This window comes from Rhodococcus sp. NPDC060084, from assembly GCF_042730335.1.
In the GTDB taxonomy this organism is placed as follows: Bacteria; Actinomycetota; Actinomycetes; order Mycobacteriales; family Mycobacteriaceae; genus Rhodococcus.
The window spans coordinates 93,219-110,054 of record NZ_JBHWWX010000012.1; the positions used below are offsets into that span (position 1 = coordinate 93,219).

Below are 16,836 nucleotides of genomic sequence, written 5' to 3' on the forward strand. Positions count from 1 at the left end.
CGTACTCGACGAGCGGAATTCATGGACATGGCAGTGGGCACCGAACCCAAGCGATCATCCTTTCTGGATACGTATTTCAAGATCTCCGAACGCGGCTCGACGCTGTCCCGCGAGGTGCGTGGCGGCATCGTCACCTTCTTCGCGATGTCCTACATCGTTGTCCTCAACCCGCTGATTCTCGGCAGTTTCTCCGCCGACGACGCGACCGCCAAGATCGACGTTCTCGGCAACATCCTCCCGATCAATCAGGTCGCGGCGGTCACCGCACTGGTCGCGGGTCTGATGAGCATCGTCTTCGGTGTCGTCGCGAACTATCCGTTCGCGATCGCAGCCGGACTGGGCATCAACAGCCTGCTCGCCGTGAGCATCGCGCCGCAGGTGACGTGGCCCGAAGCGATGGGCCTGGTCGTCATCGACGGCATCATCATCGTGGTGCTGGCCCTCACCGGCTTCCGTACCGCCGTGTTCAACGCGATCCCGCCGGCTCTCAAGGCTGCGATCGCCGCCGGTATCGGCGCGTTCATCGCGATGATCGGCCTGGTAGACGCAGGTTTCGTCCGCCGCATCCCCGATGCCGCCGGGACGACTGTGCCGGTCGGACTGGGCATCGACGGGTCCATTGCCTCGTGGCCCACCTTCGTGTTCGTCATGGGCGTGCTGATCATGGGCGTGCTGGTGGCGAGGAAGGTCCGCGGCGGTCTGCTGATCGGCATCGTCGTCACCACGATCATCGCGATGATCGTCGAAGCGGTTGCCGACGTCGGCCCGTCGCTCGGAACGAACCCCAAGGGCTGGAACCTGAGCACGCCGGAGGCTCCCGGGTCGTTCCTGGGCATTCCGGATCTGAGCCTGGTCGGCCAGTTCGACCTGCTCGGAGCGTTCACCCGCATCGGCGTGATCGCCGCGACGCTGCTGGTGTTCACCCTGGTCCTCGCGAACTTCTTCGATGCCATGGGCACCATGACCGGTCTCGGCAAGGAAGCCGGACTCACCGACAAGGACGGCAACCTGCCCAACGTCGGGAAGGCCCTGGTCGTCGAGGGTGCCGGCGCGATCGTCGGTGGTGGCGCGTCGGCGTCGTCGAACACGGTGTTCGTCGAGTCGGCCTCGGGTATCGCCGAGGGTGCGCGCACCGGTCTGGCGAACGTCGTGACCGGCGTGCTGTTCCTGCTGGCCATGTTCCTCACCCCGCTCTACGAAGTGGTTCCGATCGAGGCGGCCGCGCCCGCACTGGTCGTCGTGGGTGCGCTCATGATCGGTCAGGTCCGCGACATCGACTTCTCCGATTTCGCCGTGGCGCTGCCCGCCTTCCTGACGATCATGGTGATGCCGTTCACCTACTCGATCGCCAACGGCATCGGCGTCGGATTCATCACCTGGGTGGTCCTGCATGCGGCCGGAGGGCGGATCCGCACGATCCACCCGATTCTCTGGATCGTCGCGGCGCTCTTCGCGGTGTATTTCGCGATCGATCCGCTCACCGAAATTCTCACCTAGTCGCGTCGGGCCGCGTCCGGGCCCAGGTGACGTATTGTGCTCGCCATGATCTCGGATACACGCGCACTAGCAGGCGACCTCGCGATCGCCGTTGTGCGTCTGACGCGTCATTTACGGGGGAGACGCACAGATTCCCGGGTCACCTTGACTCAGCTGTCGGCTCTGGCGACGCTGGGTTCGGAGGGGGCAATGACACCGGGGGCGCTGGCAGCCCGTGAGCGCGTTCAGCCGCCGTCGATGACACGGGTCATCGCGTCACTGCACGACCTGGGCTTCGTCGGGCGCACGCCGCACCCGACCGACGGCCGCCAGATCATCGTGACGCTGTCCGATTCCGGGAAAGAGATGCTCGCCGACGAGGCGCAGGCCCGTGAAGCATGGCTGACGGAGCGTCTCGAGAAGCTCGATCCGGCCAGCCTTACGACGCTCCGCAGCGCCATAGATATCCTCTCGGCACTGGTGAACGACGAGAACTGATCCGCGACGGGGGGCTGAACAGGTGACACGCGAGAGCGACGAGGTCTTACCGACTCCACCCGACCTGCTCGGCATGCCGGGATACCTCGCGCGCCGGCTCTACCAGGCGTACACGGCGTACTGGGGCAAGTACGTCGATCCTGTTCTGACCGGACCGCAGTTCTCCGTGATGACCGCGGTGCGCCTGTTCCCGGGCTCCGATCAGGGAAGCATGGCCGTCGCGGTCGCCCTCGACAACTCCACGATGGCCGACCTCTCGCGCCGCCTCGAAGTGCGCGGCCTGCTCGCCCGGATCCCGGACACCTCCGACGGCCGGAGAAAGTTGCTGTACCTCTCGCCGGAGGGTGAGACGGTGCTCGACAAGGTGACGGCGCGGGTGACCGCACTGAAGGGGCCGTTGCTGTCGCCCCTGCCGGAGGACGAACAGGTGCAGTTCATCAGGACGCTCCAGCGCGTCGCAGAGCACTGGGAACGGCTCGCCGGCAGCTGAGCTCGAACCGCCGTCGCACGCGGTGACCGCGCAGAATTCACCGATGGCCGGTCGGGTGCCCCGGCCCGGCCGTAGCATCGGGGTGTGGTTCTCTTCTACGAGATCTTGCTCGTGCTGGCGTCCGTGGCGATCGTCTGGTTCTCGATCTACGTGCTGTACCGCCTCGTTACCGACGGTTCCTCCGACCACCGCTGACGCCACGCGCCGTTCAGGCCCGCACCCGGAAGGGTGATCGGGCTCGCTCGTGGTCCCGGACGGGCCGAGGTACCGCCGCCCCGCGCCTGCGCGACCGGTCCGGACCCGGCGGGTTCGTGCTCCGGCCTGCTGGGACAATGAGCATGTGGTTCACGTTATCGACATCGACGACCCGGCCGACCCGAGGCTGGACGACTTCCGCGATCTCAACTCTTCGGATCGCCGGCCCGACCTTCCCGGCGGCAAAGGACTCGTGATCGCCGAGGGCGTTCTGGTGGTGCAGCGGATGCTCGATTCGCGGTTCGCGCCGACAAGCCTGCTCGGCGTCGACCGGCGCCTCGGGGAACTTGCCGACGACCTGCGCGACGTCGACGTCCCGTTCTTCCGGGCCGACGCCGACGTCATGGCCGAGGTGGTGGGGTTCCATCTCAATCGCGGTGTCCTCGCGGTTGCGAACCGTCCCGAGCCGCTCGAACTCGGCGACGTGCTCGAGAAGGCCACGACCGTCGCGGTGCTCGAAGGCGTCAACGATCACGAGAACATCGGTTCGATGTTCCGCAATGCGGCCGGGCTCGGAGTCGACGGGGTGCTGTTCGCGAAAGGCTGCGCCGACCCGCTGTACCGGCGGGCGGTGCGGGTGTCGATGGGGCACGTCCTGCGGGTGCCGTTCGCCTCTGTGGACCGGTGGCCGCACGATCTGGATATCTTGCGGAACAAGGGTTTCCAGCTGATCTCGCTCACTCCCGATCCGCACGCCGTCCCCCTTTCCGCAGCGATGACCGGCGAGAAAGTCGCGTTGCTCCTCGGCGCCGAGGGCCCCGGACTGACCGAACACGCGATGCGTGCAACCGACGTGCGCGCGCGGATCCCGATGGCCCCGGGCACCGACTCGCTCAATGTCGCCACGGCCGCCGCGATGGCGTTCTACGAACGGGTCCGGATTCCGCGCTGACCGGGCTACAGGCTGACCGGTGGCTACAGGCTGACCTGTGGCTACAGGCGGGCAGTGCGCCGCCACCACGAGGGACGGCGACGCCGGGGCGCCGGTGCGGCTTCTTCCCGGTCCCGCAATTCGAACCCGCACACCTCGATGTCGGCGGGATCGGGTTCGGCGGCGAGCCGCCCCACATACCGGAAGCCGAGCCACGCGGCGTTGGCGTGCTCGACGAGTCGGCGAGGGTGGAAGGGGAGCGAGTGCGGCGGGGGAGCGACCTCGGCCGGCCAGCGGATCGGATGCTCGCCGGCCCAGAACGGACGTTCCCACGCGAACGGGACGCCCTCGTCCTCGAAGAACTCCACGGTGCTCGCCCCGAATGCCCGTCGGAGCGTGCCGCGCTCCCATGCGGCAAAGGCGCCCCATGCCCCGGGTGCGTCGGACACGGTGAGAAACGTGTGTTCGGCCGCGAGGGTCTGCCGCCACCGCAACGGCAGTTGCGAGGGGGTGCGGAGCGACAGTTCGCTACTGCAGACGACGGTGACGCCGGGGTAGCTGCCGACGAAGACCTGCTTGCCCCCGGGATCGCCGCCGTGCACCGCGAGTGAGAGCGGAACCCGGCCGATCGCAGCGGGATGCCGGTCCGGAAAGAGGCGCCCGAGCAGCGCGCGGGCCGCCTCGGGATCCGGCCGGGAGTCCCGAAGGACCGCGGCCGGATCGGGAGCGTCGACGTGCCACAGCGCCGAGACGATCGACGCCATCGGCGATCCCTCAGATGCGTCCGTTGCTGCGCACGCCGAGCAGCACGTCGTCCCAGGACGGGAGTGCGGGCTTACCGCGCTTGTCCCTGTTCGGCGAGTGCGGGGTGTGCGTCGCGGCGGGATCCTCGTGCTCGTCGGATGCGGTCACCGCGACCGTCTCGGTTCCGGGGGCTTCGAGAATGGCGGGTTCCGCACTGGGCTCGGCGACCGCGGGCTGGTCGAGCGGAATCGGGCTCGCCACGGCTGCCCGGCGCTCGGCGATCTCCGCTTCGGTCGAGTCGTCGACGTCGCGTGCGGAGTAGACCGGGGTCAGGTATCGCAGCGGACGGCCGCAATCCGGGTCCACGAGGTCTGCCGCGATGTCGTCGAGCGCGGTGATGGTGCCGCCGTGCGCATCCGGCTGGTAGCGCCAGTGCGCGGTGTTGGTGGACCGGCCCGCCTGCCACTGCAGTTCTGCGACCCAGTGCCCGTCGTCGTCGCGCCAGGCATCCCACGTGGCCTCGTCGAGGTTGTGGCCGCGGGCGCGGAACGCCTGCGTCACGATCTCGAGGAGGGTTTCGACCGTGGGTCCGTCGGGCCGGACGGGGTGACCCTTCTTCGCCATGTCGGCCGCCCGGGACCGTTCGAGCAGCACCGGGTAGGCGAAACGCTCGACCTTGGCGATCGGGATGCCGGCCTCCTGGGAGACCTGTTCGACCGACGCGCCGCCACGGATCCGCGCCTGGATCTCGCGGGGACGGAGCTGGCTCGTGGTTTCGATCTGGATCTGGCCCAGGCGGGCGAGATCGCCGCGTGATGCCGCACGCAGGGTGTCGTCCACCGGAATACGGAACTTGTCACCCGTGTTGGGATCGGCGAGCACGACATATTTTGCATCGGGCTCGAGACCGACCACTCGAAGCTCTCGCACCTTTGACCTCCTCGCGCGCCGATCGCGATTGACCCGCCCGACTGTAATCGAGTCGTCACATTTCGTGGCGCGGACACGCCGCGCCACGCCGGGCGACGTCACACGATTTCCCCCAGGACGCGTTATGGTCCTAGGTTCACCGAAATGTCTCGATCTTAGGTTGAGGGTTGGGTACGGGAGAGGGGCCGAGCCCCGCTGAGGACCCGGCCCCTCGCGACCGTCGGTGACTACCCGTTGCTCAGAGCTGCGAAACCACCCAATCCACGCATTTCGTCAACTGCGTGACGTCCTCGGGATCGATCGCTGGGAACATACCGACGCGCAACTGGTTGCGCCCCAGCTTCCGGTACGGCTCGGTGTCGACGATGCCGTTGGCGCGCAGGATCTTTGCGACCTTCGCCGCATCGACCGAGTCGGCGAAGTCGATCGTTCCGACCACCTGCGAGCGCAGCGCCGGATCGGTGACGAACGGCGTCGCGAACTCGGAAGCCTCGGCCCACTCGTACAGGCGCGACGACGAATCCTTGGTGCGGCTCACGGCCCAGTCGAGGCCACCGTTGGCGTTGAGCCACTCGATCTGGTTCGCGAAAAGCAGCAGGGTGGCGAGCGCCGGGGTGTTGTACGTCTGGTCCTTGCTGCTGTTCTCCACCGCGATCGGCAGCGACAGGAAGTCCGGGGTGTACCGGCCGGACGCCTTGATCTCGGCAACGCGCTCGAGCGCGGCCGGGCTCATGAGCGCGATCCACAATCCGCCGTCCGCCGCGAAGCACTTCTGCGGCGCGAAGTAGTACACGTCGCTGTCGGCGATGTTCACCGGCAACCCGCCCGCACCCGAGGTCGCGTCGATCGCGATGAGCGCGTTCGACGACCCGGCCGGACGCTGCACGGGCACAGCCACACCCGTCGACGTCTCGTTGTGCGCCCAGCCGATCAGATCGGCGGACGCGTCGGCCACGATCTCGGGAGCCGATCCGGGCTCGGAGCCCATCACGATCGGATCGCCGATGAACGGATTCTTCTTGGCGACGGAGGCGAACTTCGACGAGAACTCGCCGTAGGTGAAGTGCTGCGACCGTTCGCGGATCAGGCCGAACGCGGCTGCATCCCAGAATGCCGTGGTGCCGCCGTTGCCGAGGACGACCTCGTACCCGTCGGGCAGGGCGAACAGCTCGCGCAGGCCGGAGCGCACCCGGGCCACGACGTCCTTGACCGGCTTCTGCCGGTGGCTGGTGCCGAATACCGAAGCGCCGACGTCGACGAGCGACTGGAGCTGCTCGGGGCGAACCTTCGACGGGCCACAGCCGAAACGGCCGTCTGCGGGCTTGAGGTCAGCGGGAATGATCGGTGAAGCGTCTGCCATCGGAATGCGTGTCCTAAGCGTCGAGTGACATGGTGCAGATGTAGTCTAGACCGCTTGCGTGAGCGTCCGACGGGGTGCGTCAGCGGTGGGAGATCGACTCCCAGCCGGTGACGGCCTCGACGGACCGAGGATCCGGTCCGGTGTAGATCGCCGCGGGACGTACCAGCCTGCCGAGACGCTTCTGCTCGAGGATGTGCGCACACCAGCCCGCGGTCCGTCCGCACGTGAACATCGCCGGCATCATCGCGGCCGGAACCTCGGCGAAATCGAGGATCACGGCGGCCCAGAACTCGACGTTGGTCTCGATGGCGCGGTCGGGACGGCGTTCCCGCAATTCGGTCAGCGCTGCCTGCTCTAGTGCCGCAGCGGCCTCGAAGCGGGGAGCGCCGAGTCGCTCGGCGGTGCTGCGCAGCACGCGGGCACGGGGATCTTCGGCGCGATACACACGGTGCCCGAAGCCCATGAGCTTTTCTTTGCGGTCCAGGATGCCCTGGACCACAGCGCGCGGATCGCCGCTGCGCTCGGTCTCCTCGATCATCGGCAGGACGCGCGCCGGGGCACCGCCGTGCAACGGACCCGACATCGCACCCACGGCGCCGGACAGTGCGGCAGGCGCATCGGCACCGGTGGACGCGATCACCCGGGCGGTGAAAGTGGAGGCGTTCATACCGTGCTCGGCAGCCGACACCCAGTAGGCGTCGATGGCCTCGACGTGCTTCGGGTCGGGCTCGCCCTTCCAGCGCACCATGAACCGTTCGGTCACGGTCTTCGCCTGGTCGACCTGCTCCTGGGGTACCGCCGGCTGGTAGATGCCGCGCGCCGACTGAGCGACGTACGACAGTGCCATCACCGCGGAGCGCGCGAGGTTGTCGCGGGCGGTCGCGTCGTCGATGTCGAGCAACGGCTGGAAGCCCCAGATGGGCGCGAGCATCGCGAGGCCCGCCTGCACATCGACGCGCACGTTGCCGGTGTGGATCGGGAGCGGGAAAGGCTCGGCGGGATGCAGACCCCGGCCGAACTCGCCGTCGACGAGAAGTGCCCACACGTCACCGAAGGTCACGCCCCGAGCGACGAGTTCTTCGATGTCGACACCGCGGTAACGCAGTGCGCCACCGTCCTTGTCGGGCTCGGCGATATCACTGGTGAAGGCGACGACGCCTTCGAGACCTGCGACGAAATCCTCGGGTACAGACGCGCGCGGTGCCATGCGAATGGGCTCTCCTCTTTCGTGTGCCGCCCGATCCGAGCCGCACTGCCGGTGGAATGAGGACACCGGTGACTGTGATCGGCACCCCACTCGAGTCGTCAGGTGAACTCTAGTCCTCGACCGCGTGTCTTCGGGCGTCGGCCGTCCCGGAGTACCGTCTTCGTCCGTGCAGCCCGAACCACCGCGCCGACACGTGCCGGCAGACGATCTCGCGTCGATGCGTGCCGACTACAACCCGTCGGACCCGGCCGAAACGCTGTCCGCCGATCTCGGACCCGCGCTCGCCTCCGACGGCTGGCTGCCGTTGTTCCGGCAATGGCTGGCCACGGCCGTCGAGGCCGCCGTGCCCGAGCCCAACGCGATGGTGCTCGCGACCGTCGACGAGAACGGCGATCCCGCGACCCGGACGGTGCTGTGCAAGGCCGTCGGACCCGAGGGCATCACCTTTTTCACGAACTACGAATCCGACAAGGGACGCCACCTGGCCGCGCACCCGTACGCGTCCGTGACCTTTCTGTGGCTGCCGCTGCACCGCCAGGTCACGGTGCGGGGCAGGGTGGATCGCGTCGCGCCCGAGGAGACCGCGGCGTACTGGCGGACCCGGCCGCGCGGGTCGCGGCTCGGTGCGTGGGCGTCGCAGCAGTCGCGGCCGGTCGCGTCTCGCACAGACCTCGAACACGCACTCGTCGAGGCGGGCAGAGAGTACGGTCTCGGATCCGACGAGGACATTCCCGTTCCGCCGTTCTGGGGCGGATTCCGGATCAGTCCGGACACCGTCGAATTCTGGCAGGGGAGACCCGACCGTCTGCACGACCGGATTCGTATGCGGCTCGTGGACGGAGCGTGGTCCGTCCGGCGTCTCCAGCCGTGAGACGCATCCTCGCCGACACCACACCGCTGCAGAACAAGGACTTCGCGCGGCTGTGGTGGGCCGGTGTCGTGACCGTGATCGGCGCCCAGATGGCGATCGTCGCGGTGCCGCAACAGATCTACGAGATCACCCGGAACTCGGCCTATGTGGGGCTCACCGGTGTGTTCGGTCTCGTGCCGCTCGTCGTGTTCGGGCTGTGGGGCGGCGCGCTCGCGGACGCGATGGACCGGCGCACCTTGCTGACCATCACCTCGGTCGGCCTCTGCGTCACCTCGCTGCTCCTGTGGGCACAGGCCGCAGCGGGTTCGGGCAACGTGTGGCTGCTGCTCGGCGTGTTCTCGGTGCAGCAGGCGTTCTTCGCGGTGAATCAGCCCACCCGCGCGGCCGTGATCCCGCGTGTGCTTCCCACGGGCCAGATCGCTGCGGCGACCTCGCTCAACATGACCGTGGTGCAGTTCGGTGCGATCGCCGGTCCGCTGCTTGCCGGGGTGCTCATCCCGATGGTGGGGTTGTCGACGCTGTACCTGCTCGATGCCGTCTTCCTCCTGGCGACGCTCTGGGCGGTCGTCCGGCTGCCCCCGATCCCGCCGCTGGGAGAGGTGACGCGGGCGGGACTGCGCGCGGTGCTCGACGGGTTCCGTTACCTGTCCGGGCAGAAGATCCTGCTGGCCTCCTTCGTCGTCGACATCGTCGCGATGGTTTTCGGAATGCCGCGCGCATTGTTTCCTCAGATCGCTCACGAAACCTTCGGGGATCCGGTGCAGGGCGGATTCGTCCTCGGCGTGCTGTTCGCGGCGATGTCGGTGGGAGCCGTTGTCGGAGGCGTGTTCTCGGGGTGGCTGCCGAGAGTGCGGCGCCAGGGTCTCGCGGTGATCGTGTGTATCGCGCTGTGGGGCGTCGCGATGGCCGGATTCGGGATCGTGGTGTGGTTCGCCGATTCGGGCGGGAGCGCGCTGCTGGTGTGGCTCGCGGTGGCGTTCCTCGCGTTCGGCGGGGCGGTGGACATGGTGTCGGCGGCGTTCCGGTCGACGATGCTGCAGACCGTCGCGACCGACGAGATGCGTGGCCGGTTGCAAGGAGTCTTCATCGTCGTCGTCGCCGGCGGTCCCCGGATCGGCGACGTGCTGCACGGTGCCGCGGCCGCCGCAGCCGGGACCGCGGTTGCGGCAGCGGGTGGCGGTGTCCTGGTGATCGTCGGCGTCGCGGTGTGTGTCTTCGCGTTCCCCGCCTTCGTCCGGTACCGCGTCGAGAGAACCCTGTCGTAGCGCGCGCTCCACGCGGCGGTGGCGGAACTCACCCCTGACGAATTCGAGGTGGGCGGGTCCGAAGCGGAAGATGGAACGGGCCGGACACAGCCGTCCGGACTTCTCTTTCGCGTACCTCGTGCACTCTCCGAAGGCTCTCTCATGACCACGGCTCCCGCCTGCCCACCCGACGACGTCCGGATCGACGACGGTCCGCGGGCAGGGCGCACCCGCGCCATGTGGGCACTCGCGCTCGGCGGGTTCGGAATCGGCACCACCGAATTCATGGCGATGGGCCTGCTTCCCGACATCGCGGCCGGGCTCGGTGTCTCCGAGCCGACCGCCGGGCACGTCGTGTCCGCATATGCCGCCGGCGTCGTGGTCGGTGCACCGCTCATCGCGACCCTGACCGCCCGGGTACCGCGCAAGACGCTGCTGATCGCCTTGATGGTCGCGTTCACGATCGGTAACGCGGCGACGGTGCTGGCACCGGGCTACGGCGCGCTCGTGGCCTCCCGGTTCGTTGCCGGCTTGCCGCACGGCGCGTACTTCGGCGTCGCCGCAATCGTCGCGGCGCATCTCGCCGGTCGGGGACAGCGGGCGCGGGCCGTCGCACTCGTGATGATGGGACTGTCGGTCGCGAACGTGATCGGGGTGCCCGCGGCGTCGTGGCTGGGTATGGCACTGGGCTGGCGCATCGCGTTCGGCCTGGTCGCGGTGATCGGGGTGGCCACCGTCGCCGCGGTCGTCGCGTGGGTGCCGGACCTGTCCATCCGTACGACGAGCGTGCGGACCGAGCTGGGTGCTCTGCGCCGCAAGCAGGTGTGGATGACGTTGGGCGTCGCGACGATCGGCTTCGGTGGTGTGTTCGCGGTCTACACCTACATCAGCACCACCCTGACCGACGTCGCGGGCGTACCGAAATCGGTGGTCCCGGTCGCCCTGATGCTGTTCGGGCTCGGCATGGTCGTGGGCAACGCGGTGGGAGGTCGCCTCGCCGACCGCGCTCTGGTGCCGGGCATCTTCATCACCGTGGGTGCGCTCGGCGTGCTGCTCGCCGTGTTCGTCGTCGCGGTGCACAACCCGTACACGGCTCTGGTGATGGTGTTCCTGCTCGGCGGCGGGTGCGCGGCCGTCGGTCCCGGGCTGCAGGTCCGGCTGATGGACGTCGCGGACGATGCCCAGACTCTCGCGGCGTCGCTCCACCACGCCGCGTTCAATCTCGCCAACGCGATCGGCGCCGCGATCGGCGGTGCGGTGATCGCCGCCGGACTCGGGTACACCGCACCGGCCGCTGCCGGAGTGATCCTCGCGGCGGCAGGTGTGCTCGTCTTCACGATCGCGGTGCGGATGAAGGACGACAGCGACTCCGCGCGGGAGAAAGCAGCGACCGAAGCGCGGTGACCGCTGTCCGAGCCCTCGGGATGTACGGCTCAGCGCACCCGTTCCCGGAAGACCACCCGATCGAGTGCCGCGACATACCGGTCGATGTCGGCGCCGGTTCGCCACACGAGACGCACCTGCAGCGCGATCGCGGCGGGAGCCAAGGGCAGCCACGCGACCCCCGGCGCCGAACCGGGCCTCGTGGTGGACATCCCGAAATGGGTGCCCGCAGCCACTGCGGCGAGGACGGCCCGGTCGTCCGGCGCAGTCGTCGTGTCGACCTCGAGACCGCGTTCGCGCAGCAGGTCACGCACGGCGTCGAAGGCCCCGGGGTTTCCTGTTCGGGCTGGGGTTGCGAACGCCAGATCGGAGAGCATCGGGAACCGAGGCCGTTCGGCGTGGGCGCTGCGATGGTCCTTCGGTACGACGACCCACCGCGGAATCTTGGTGACGGGGCCGGCTTCCACGCCGTCCACGAGCGTGGGAAGTTCGACGACGGCGAAATCGCATCTGCCCGACCGCACCGCATCGATCAGGTCGACGGTGGTCCCCGATTCGGTCGTCACCGCCGCATCGGTCTCGGCACACAGGGCCGCGACGCATGCGGTGAGCAGCCGGTCCGGGAGCGCGACGCAGGCGCCCCAGCGGACCACTGCGCGGGCGCCGGCTACGCGGACCGCTTCCGTGAGAAAACGGTCGGAGTCGTCGAGGAGCGAGCGGGCGTGGGGAAGCAGTTGCGCACCGGCGGCAGTGAGAACGGCACCCTGCTGCGTGCGGTGGACGAGCGGGGTCCCGATGTACTCCTCGAGACGCCGAAGTCCTTGGGACAGTGGAGGTTGCGTCATCTCCAGCTCGGCTGCGGCGCGTCCGAAGTGTCCTGTGTCGGCGACCGCGACGAAGAACCGGAGATGACGGATCAGATCCATGGCCGACATTCAACCAGCGTCCGCGACGCCGTCCCCACATTTACCGGAAGTGCGGTCACTGTCAGCCTCTTCTAGAGCTGCCACCAGCGGTGATACTTTTTCCGACTTGCCCCGGCCTCCGTAAAGTATTGGCATCGGCGAGAGGCCGGATGCTGTTGTAGCGGCATGGCAACACCACCCGCAGTCGACCGAACAGCACTGTCCCGCAGAGGCTTTCTCTCCGGTGCCGTCGTCCTGTCGGCCGCTCCGATCCTGGCCGCATGCGGCGCATCGGGCAGCACGGTGCCACCGGATGCGACCCCGGCCGCGAGGGGCGTACCGGAGACACGGTTGCAACTGCCCGCACTCGACGCACGTCTCGCCCGGATCGAAAACGACCACAAGGTCCGGCTCGGGGTGTTCGCGCATTCGCCGATCGACGGGCGGAGTTGTTCATACCGCGGCGACGAGCGATTCGCGATGTGCTCGACCTTCAAGATCTACGCAGCGGCCGGAATTCTGCGTCTCGAATCCCTCGGCCGGCTGACCCTCGACGAGACCATTGCGGTCGAGCCCGCCGACATCGTCGTCAACTCGCCTGTGACGACGGAGCACCAGGGCCGCGTCATGACCGTGGGTCGCTTGTGCGAGGCCGCGCTGACCCGAAGCGACAACACCGCCGCGAACCTCCTGTTGCGACGCCTCGGCGGACCGGACGCGGTGACGGCCCTGGCGCGGGCCGTCAACGACGGGGCAACTCGCCTCGACCGGTGGGAACCCGAACTGAACGAAGCGGGACGCGGCGACGAGCGCGACACCACGACCGCCGCCGGGCTCGGAGCGGGGTGCTACGAACTGCTTCTCGGTGCGGGGCTGCCGCCGCAGCAGCGGCGCACCCTCGCGGGGTGGATGCGGGGGAGCCTCACGTCCGACAAACGCATCCGTGCGGCACTGCCGCCCGGCTGGACCGCGGCCGACAAGACGGGAGGAGGCGACCACGGGACGGTCAACGACGCCGGGGTCGTGTGGTCGCCTCAGGGGGATCCGCTCGTGCTGGTGGTGCTCTCGGATTCCACCACCGGTGACCCCGACGTGCCGATCGACGACGTCCCGACGGTGGCGGCCACCGCGGCCGTGATCGAGGCCATGACGACCGGTATGTGATCCGGGACTGCCGGCAGGTTGGCGGTACGGACAGGTCAGCCGCCCGAATGGGTAGTGCGATCGCCCGCCGCCCGCAAGACTGGGTACATGTCCGACTCGATCCACCACTCGCAACGCGATCACCCGACCGATGCCCGGCCGGGAGACGGTCCCGCGCATTACGTGATCCGGGGCGGCGGCTACCGGGCCGAAGTGTCCGAGGTGGGCGCGGCAGTGCGTGAACTGGTGTACGACGATCCGTCCGGCCCCTACCGGCTCGTCGAAAGCGGGCCGGCCGAACACCCGTGGCTGTACGCGGGCGCCGTGCTCGCGCCGTGGCCGGGTGGGGTGCGCGACGGCCACTTCTTCTTCGACGGAATCGAACACCAACTGGCGGTCACCGACCCGCGCCGGAAGACCGCCGTGCACGGCTTCGCGTGGAACAAGAAGTGGGACCTCGTGTCGCACACGGCTACCCGTGTCGAACAGGTGCTCGAGGTCGGATTGCAGACGGGATGGCCCTACCGGCTGCTGCTCACCGCGACCCACGAACTCGGTGAGTACGGGCTCGTCGTCACCCACACCGCGACCAACATCGGCGATTTCCACGCACCGTTCGGACTCGGAGTGCACCCGTATCTGCGGGCCGGTGACACCCCGCTCGACGAGTGCAGTCTGCACCTGGCGGCGGGTACCCGCGTTCCGATCGACCGCGAACGCGGTCTCCCCACCGCGTACTCACAACCCGTCGCCGGTACCGAGTACGACTTCACCGCACCACGCTCCCTCTCCGGTGTACGGCTCGCGACACCGTTCAGCGCGCTCGACGAGGACGCCGACGGTGTGGTGCGTCACCGTCTCTGCGGTCCCGACGGGCGCGGTGTGGAACTGCGAACGGTGCCGGAGTTCGGGTGGTTGTACGCGACCACCGAGACGGCCGGGTCCGGGGGTGCTGCTGAGCGTTCGCTCGCACTGATTCCCGCGACGTGCCCTCCTGATGCGTTCAATCTGGGTATCGACGAAGTGGTCCTGCAGCCGGGGGAGGGCTGGGACGCCAGTTGGGGCCTCGGTGCGGTGGGTTTCTCCGGGTGACGCACGGGCGCCGTGTACGGCAGGAGGCGGGGTGGCAATGGTGCTACCACACGGATCGCGTACGATTACCCCAGGTAAGCGGCGTGCGCCGACCTTGCGGCGGAGTTTCCGAGGGTGCGGGCCGACGTCCGACGTCGATATCAACGAAACACTGTGCGGGGACTTTCGACCGACCCTGGCTGGGCGCACGCGCTGCGCTACGGCTAGGTTCTACCTGAATGTTCGGAAGTTTCTCGTAGGTCTGAGCTTGAGAGGGATCCTTCGTGCCCGCTGAGAATGAACCCACAACCGCCCTCAGCTACCCCGGTGGCGAGCACGCGATGTCGATCGCCAAAGCAACGGAAGGCAATGACGGTATCGAGCTGGGCAAGCTCCTTGCGGAGACCGGGTACACCACCCTCGACCCCGGTTTCGTCAACACTGCCTCCACCAAGTCGGCGATCACGTACATCGACGGTGAGAAGGGCATCCTGCGTTACCGCGGGTACCCCATCGAGCAGCTGGCCGAGAAGGCCAGCTTCATCGAGGTCAGCTACCTGCTGATCTACGGCGAGCTGCCCACGTCGGACCAGCTCGAGACGTTCACCGACAAGATCCGCCGGCACACGCTGCTGCACGAGGACCTCAAGCGCTTCTTCGACGGCTTCCCGCGTAACGCGCATCCCATGCCAGTCGTGTCGAGCGCCGTCAACGCGCTCTCGGCGTACTACCCGGACTCGCTCGACCCGGACGACTCGGAGCAGGTCGAGCTGTCGACGATCCGCTTGCTCGCCAAGCTCCCGACGATCGCCGCCTACGCCTACAAGAAGTCCGTGGGCCAGCCGTTCCTCTACCCCGACAACTCGCTGTCGCTGGTCGAGAACTTCCTGCGGATGACGTTCGGGTTCCCGGCCGAGCCGTACGAGATCGATCCCGAGATCGCGCAGGCTCTCGACATGCTGCTGATCCTGCACGCCGACCACGAGCAGAACTGCTCGACGTCGACGGTGCGTCTGGTCGGCTCGTCGGACGCCAACCTGTTCACGTCCATCTCGGGCGGCATCAACGCGCTGTGGGGCCCGCTGCACGGCGGTGCTAACCAGGCTGTGCTGGAGATGCTCGAGCAGATCAAGAACTCGGGCGGCGACGTCAACGAGTTCGTGCGCAAGGTCAAGAACAAGGAAGACGGCGTGAAGCTCATGGGCTTCGGGCACCGCGTCTACCGCAACTACGACCCGCGCGCCGCAATCGTCAAGAAGACCGCCGACTCGATCCTCAAGAAGCTCGGTGCGGGCGACGAACTGCTCGAGATCGCCATGAAGCTCGAAGAGGCCGCGCTCACCGACGACTACTTCATCGAGCGCAAGCTGTACCCGAACGTCGACTTCTACACCGGTTTGATCTACCGCGCCATGGGCTTCCCGGACCGCATGTTCACCGTGCTGTTCGCGTTGGGCCGCCTGCCGGGCTGGATCGCGCACTGGCGCGAGATGCACTCCGACCCGACCCTCAAGATCGGGCGCCCGCGCCAGATCTACGTCGGCCACACCGAGCGTGACTACAAGGGGATCGATCTTCGCTGACCGATCTGTCCGAGCGTGTGCGACGACTGCCACTCGACAAGGGAGAAGGACCTGTGAGTAAACCGGAGATCGAGTTCCAGGAGGGCCCCGCGCCCACCGAACTGGTCATCAAGGACATCACGATCGGTGACGGTCCCGAAGCCACGCCGGGTGCGGTCGTCGACGTGCACTACGTCGGTGTGGAGTTCGACACGGGCGAGGAGTTCGACTCGTCGTGGAGCCGTGGCGAGTCCATCCGCTTCCCGCTCGCCGGTCTCATCGCCGGCTGGCAGGAGGGCATCCCCGGCATGCGTGTCGGTGGGCGTCGTCAGCTGACGATCCCGCCGGAACTCGCCTACGGTCCCGCCGGATCGGGCCACCAGTTGTCGGGCAAGACGCTCGTGTTCGTGATCGATCTGCTCGACGTGCAGGTCCAGCCCGAACCGCCGGTCATCGAGAAGTCGGAAGGCCCCGCGCCCACCGAACTCGTGGTCGAGGACATCACCATCGGTGAAGGTCCCGAGGCGCAGCCCGACGCAACCGTCGACGTGCACTACAAGGGCGTCGAGTACGAGACCAACGAAGAGTTCGACTCGTCGTGGAGCCGCGGTCAGTCCGTCGCGTTCCCGCTCGGCCGGCTGATCCCGGGCTGGCAGCAGGGCATCCCGGGTATGCGGGTCGGTGGTCGCCGATGGTGAGCCAGCGGCGGGCCATGGCGACGACGGGGCCCAGGACGAGGCCCTCGATGACCGGGGTCGGGAGGTCGGCCAGCTCGCCCGCCGTGCGGTGGGCGTCGAGCCAGAGCTCGATGGGGGTGAGCCGGGCC

At 68.0% G+C, this 16,836-nt stretch carries 16 protein-coding genes and 1 pseudogene; 12 read left to right on the top strand and 5 right to left on the bottom strand.

The annotated features are described in order from the left end of the window. Window positions 1-27: 27 nt before the first annotated feature. The 4 genes from ACFWBU_RS09635 to ACFWBU_RS09650 all read left to right on the top strand — a co-directional run bounded on the left by ACFWBU_RS09635 (window position 28) and on the right by ACFWBU_RS09650 (window position 3,611). On the top strand, window positions 28-1,497 hold the full coding sequence (locus ACFWBU_RS09635; RefSeq protein ID WP_169621405.1) for an NCS2 family permease: 1,470 nt from the start codon (window positions 28-30) through the stop codon (window positions 1,495-1,497). Window positions 1,498-1,542: 45 nt separating this feature from the next. Next, window positions 1,543-1,974, top strand: a complete 432-nt coding sequence (locus ACFWBU_RS09640; RefSeq protein WP_169621180.1) for a MarR family winged helix-turn-helix transcriptional regulator — start codon at window positions 1,543-1,545, stop codon at window positions 1,972-1,974. 22 nt (window positions 1,975-1,996) lie between these two features. Continuing rightward, window positions 1,997-2,464, top strand: coding sequence for a MarR family winged helix-turn-helix transcriptional regulator (locus ACFWBU_RS09645; RefSeq protein ID WP_206036957.1), 468 nt, complete (start codon window positions 1,997-1,999; stop codon window positions 2,462-2,464). Between the two features lie 340 nt (window positions 2,465-2,804). Continuing rightward, the gene (locus ACFWBU_RS09650) at window positions 2,805-3,611 is read left to right on the top strand and encodes an RNA methyltransferase (protein WP_169621179.1); all 807 of its coding nucleotides are present in this window, start codon (window positions 2,805-2,807) and stop codon (window positions 3,609-3,611) included. A 41-nt stretch (window positions 3,612-3,652) separates the two neighbouring features. Here the strand turns inward: ACFWBU_RS09650 and ACFWBU_RS09655 are convergent, their stop codons facing one another. The 4 genes from ACFWBU_RS09655 to ACFWBU_RS09670 all read right to left on the bottom strand — a co-directional run bounded on the left by ACFWBU_RS09655 (window position 3,653) and on the right by ACFWBU_RS09670 (window position 7,831). Continuing rightward, on the bottom strand, window positions 3,653-4,354 hold the full coding sequence (locus ACFWBU_RS09655) for a DUF6928 family protein (protein WP_169651900.1): 702 nt from the start codon (window positions 4,352-4,354) through the stop codon (window positions 3,653-3,655). Window positions 4,355-4,364: 10 nt separating this feature from the next. Further along, the gene (gene sepH, locus ACFWBU_RS09660; protein ID WP_296551075.1) at window positions 4,365-5,264 is read right to left on the bottom strand and encodes a septation protein SepH; all 900 of its coding nucleotides are present in this window, start codon (window positions 5,262-5,264) and stop codon (window positions 4,365-4,367) included. 238 nt (window positions 5,265-5,502) lie between these two features. Continuing rightward, complete coding sequence (gene serC / locus ACFWBU_RS09665) at window positions 5,503-6,624, bottom strand: phosphoserine transaminase (protein ID WP_169621177.1); 1,122 nt, start codon at window positions 6,622-6,624, stop codon at window positions 5,503-5,505. 79 nt (window positions 6,625-6,703) lie between these two features. Next, on the bottom strand, window positions 6,704-7,831 hold the full coding sequence (locus ACFWBU_RS09670; protein ID WP_378528130.1) for a citrate synthase 2: 1,128 nt from the start codon (window positions 7,829-7,831) through the stop codon (window positions 6,704-6,706). 217 nt (window positions 7,832-8,048) lie between these two features. Between ACFWBU_RS09670 and pdxH the strand changes: the two genes are divergently transcribed. The 3 genes from pdxH to ACFWBU_RS09685 all read left to right on the top strand — a co-directional run bounded on the left by pdxH (window position 8,049) and on the right by ACFWBU_RS09685 (window position 11,350). Further along, on the top strand, window positions 8,049-8,702 hold the full coding sequence (pdxH, locus tag ACFWBU_RS09675) for a pyridoxamine 5'-phosphate oxidase (protein ID WP_169621402.1): 654 nt from the start codon (window positions 8,049-8,051) through the stop codon (window positions 8,700-8,702). Further along, on the top strand, window positions 8,699-9,967 hold the full coding sequence (locus ACFWBU_RS09680) for an MFS transporter (RefSeq protein WP_378528131.1): 1,269 nt from the start codon (window positions 8,699-8,701) through the stop codon (window positions 9,965-9,967). The genes pdxH and ACFWBU_RS09680 overlap by 4 nt, the downstream gene beginning before the upstream one ends. Before the next feature lie 141 nt (window positions 9,968-10,108). Next, the gene (locus ACFWBU_RS09685) at window positions 10,109-11,350 is read left to right on the top strand and encodes an MFS transporter (RefSeq protein ID WP_378528132.1); all 1,242 of its coding nucleotides are present in this window, start codon (window positions 10,109-10,111) and stop codon (window positions 11,348-11,350) included. Between the two features lie 29 nt (window positions 11,351-11,379). Here ACFWBU_RS09685 and ACFWBU_RS09690 read toward each other — a convergent pair whose 3' ends face one another. Further along, the gene (locus ACFWBU_RS09690) at window positions 11,380-12,264 is read right to left on the bottom strand and encodes a LysR family transcriptional regulator (protein ID WP_378528133.1); all 885 of its coding nucleotides are present in this window, start codon (window positions 12,262-12,264) and stop codon (window positions 11,380-11,382) included. A gap of 156 nt (window positions 12,265-12,420) precedes the next feature. Between ACFWBU_RS09690 and bla the strand changes: the two genes are divergently transcribed. The 5 genes and pseudogenes from bla (at window position 12,421) to ACFWBU_RS09715 (ending at window position 16,708) form a co-directional block, all read left to right on the top strand. After that, window positions 12,421-13,398 carry a class A beta-lactamase gene (gene bla, locus ACFWBU_RS09695; RefSeq protein ID WP_378528134.1) on the top strand — a complete coding sequence of 326 codons (978 nt, stop codon included), beginning with the start codon at window positions 12,421-12,423 and terminating at the stop codon, window positions 13,396-13,398. An 87-nt stretch (window positions 13,399-13,485) separates the two neighbouring features. Further along, entirely contained in the window at window positions 13,486-14,469 is a 984-nt protein-coding gene (locus ACFWBU_RS09700; protein WP_378528135.1) for an aldose 1-epimerase family protein, read from the top strand. A gap of 263 nt (window positions 14,470-14,732) precedes the next feature. After that, a complete protein-coding gene (locus ACFWBU_RS09705; protein WP_169621173.1) occupies window positions 14,733-16,031 on the top strand; it encodes a citrate synthase in 1,299 nt (432 codons plus the stop codon). A 53-nt stretch (window positions 16,032-16,084) separates the two neighbouring features. Next, window positions 16,085-16,432: pseudogene (locus ACFWBU_RS09710) on the top strand (FKBP-type peptidyl-prolyl cis-trans isomerase); the annotation flags it as partial. A 66-nt stretch (window positions 16,433-16,498) separates the two neighbouring features. Then, a complete protein-coding gene (locus ACFWBU_RS09715) occupies window positions 16,499-16,708 on the top strand; it encodes an FKBP-type peptidyl-prolyl cis-trans isomerase (protein WP_378528137.1) in 210 nt (69 codons plus the stop codon). Window positions 16,709-16,836: the final 128 nt, after the last annotated feature.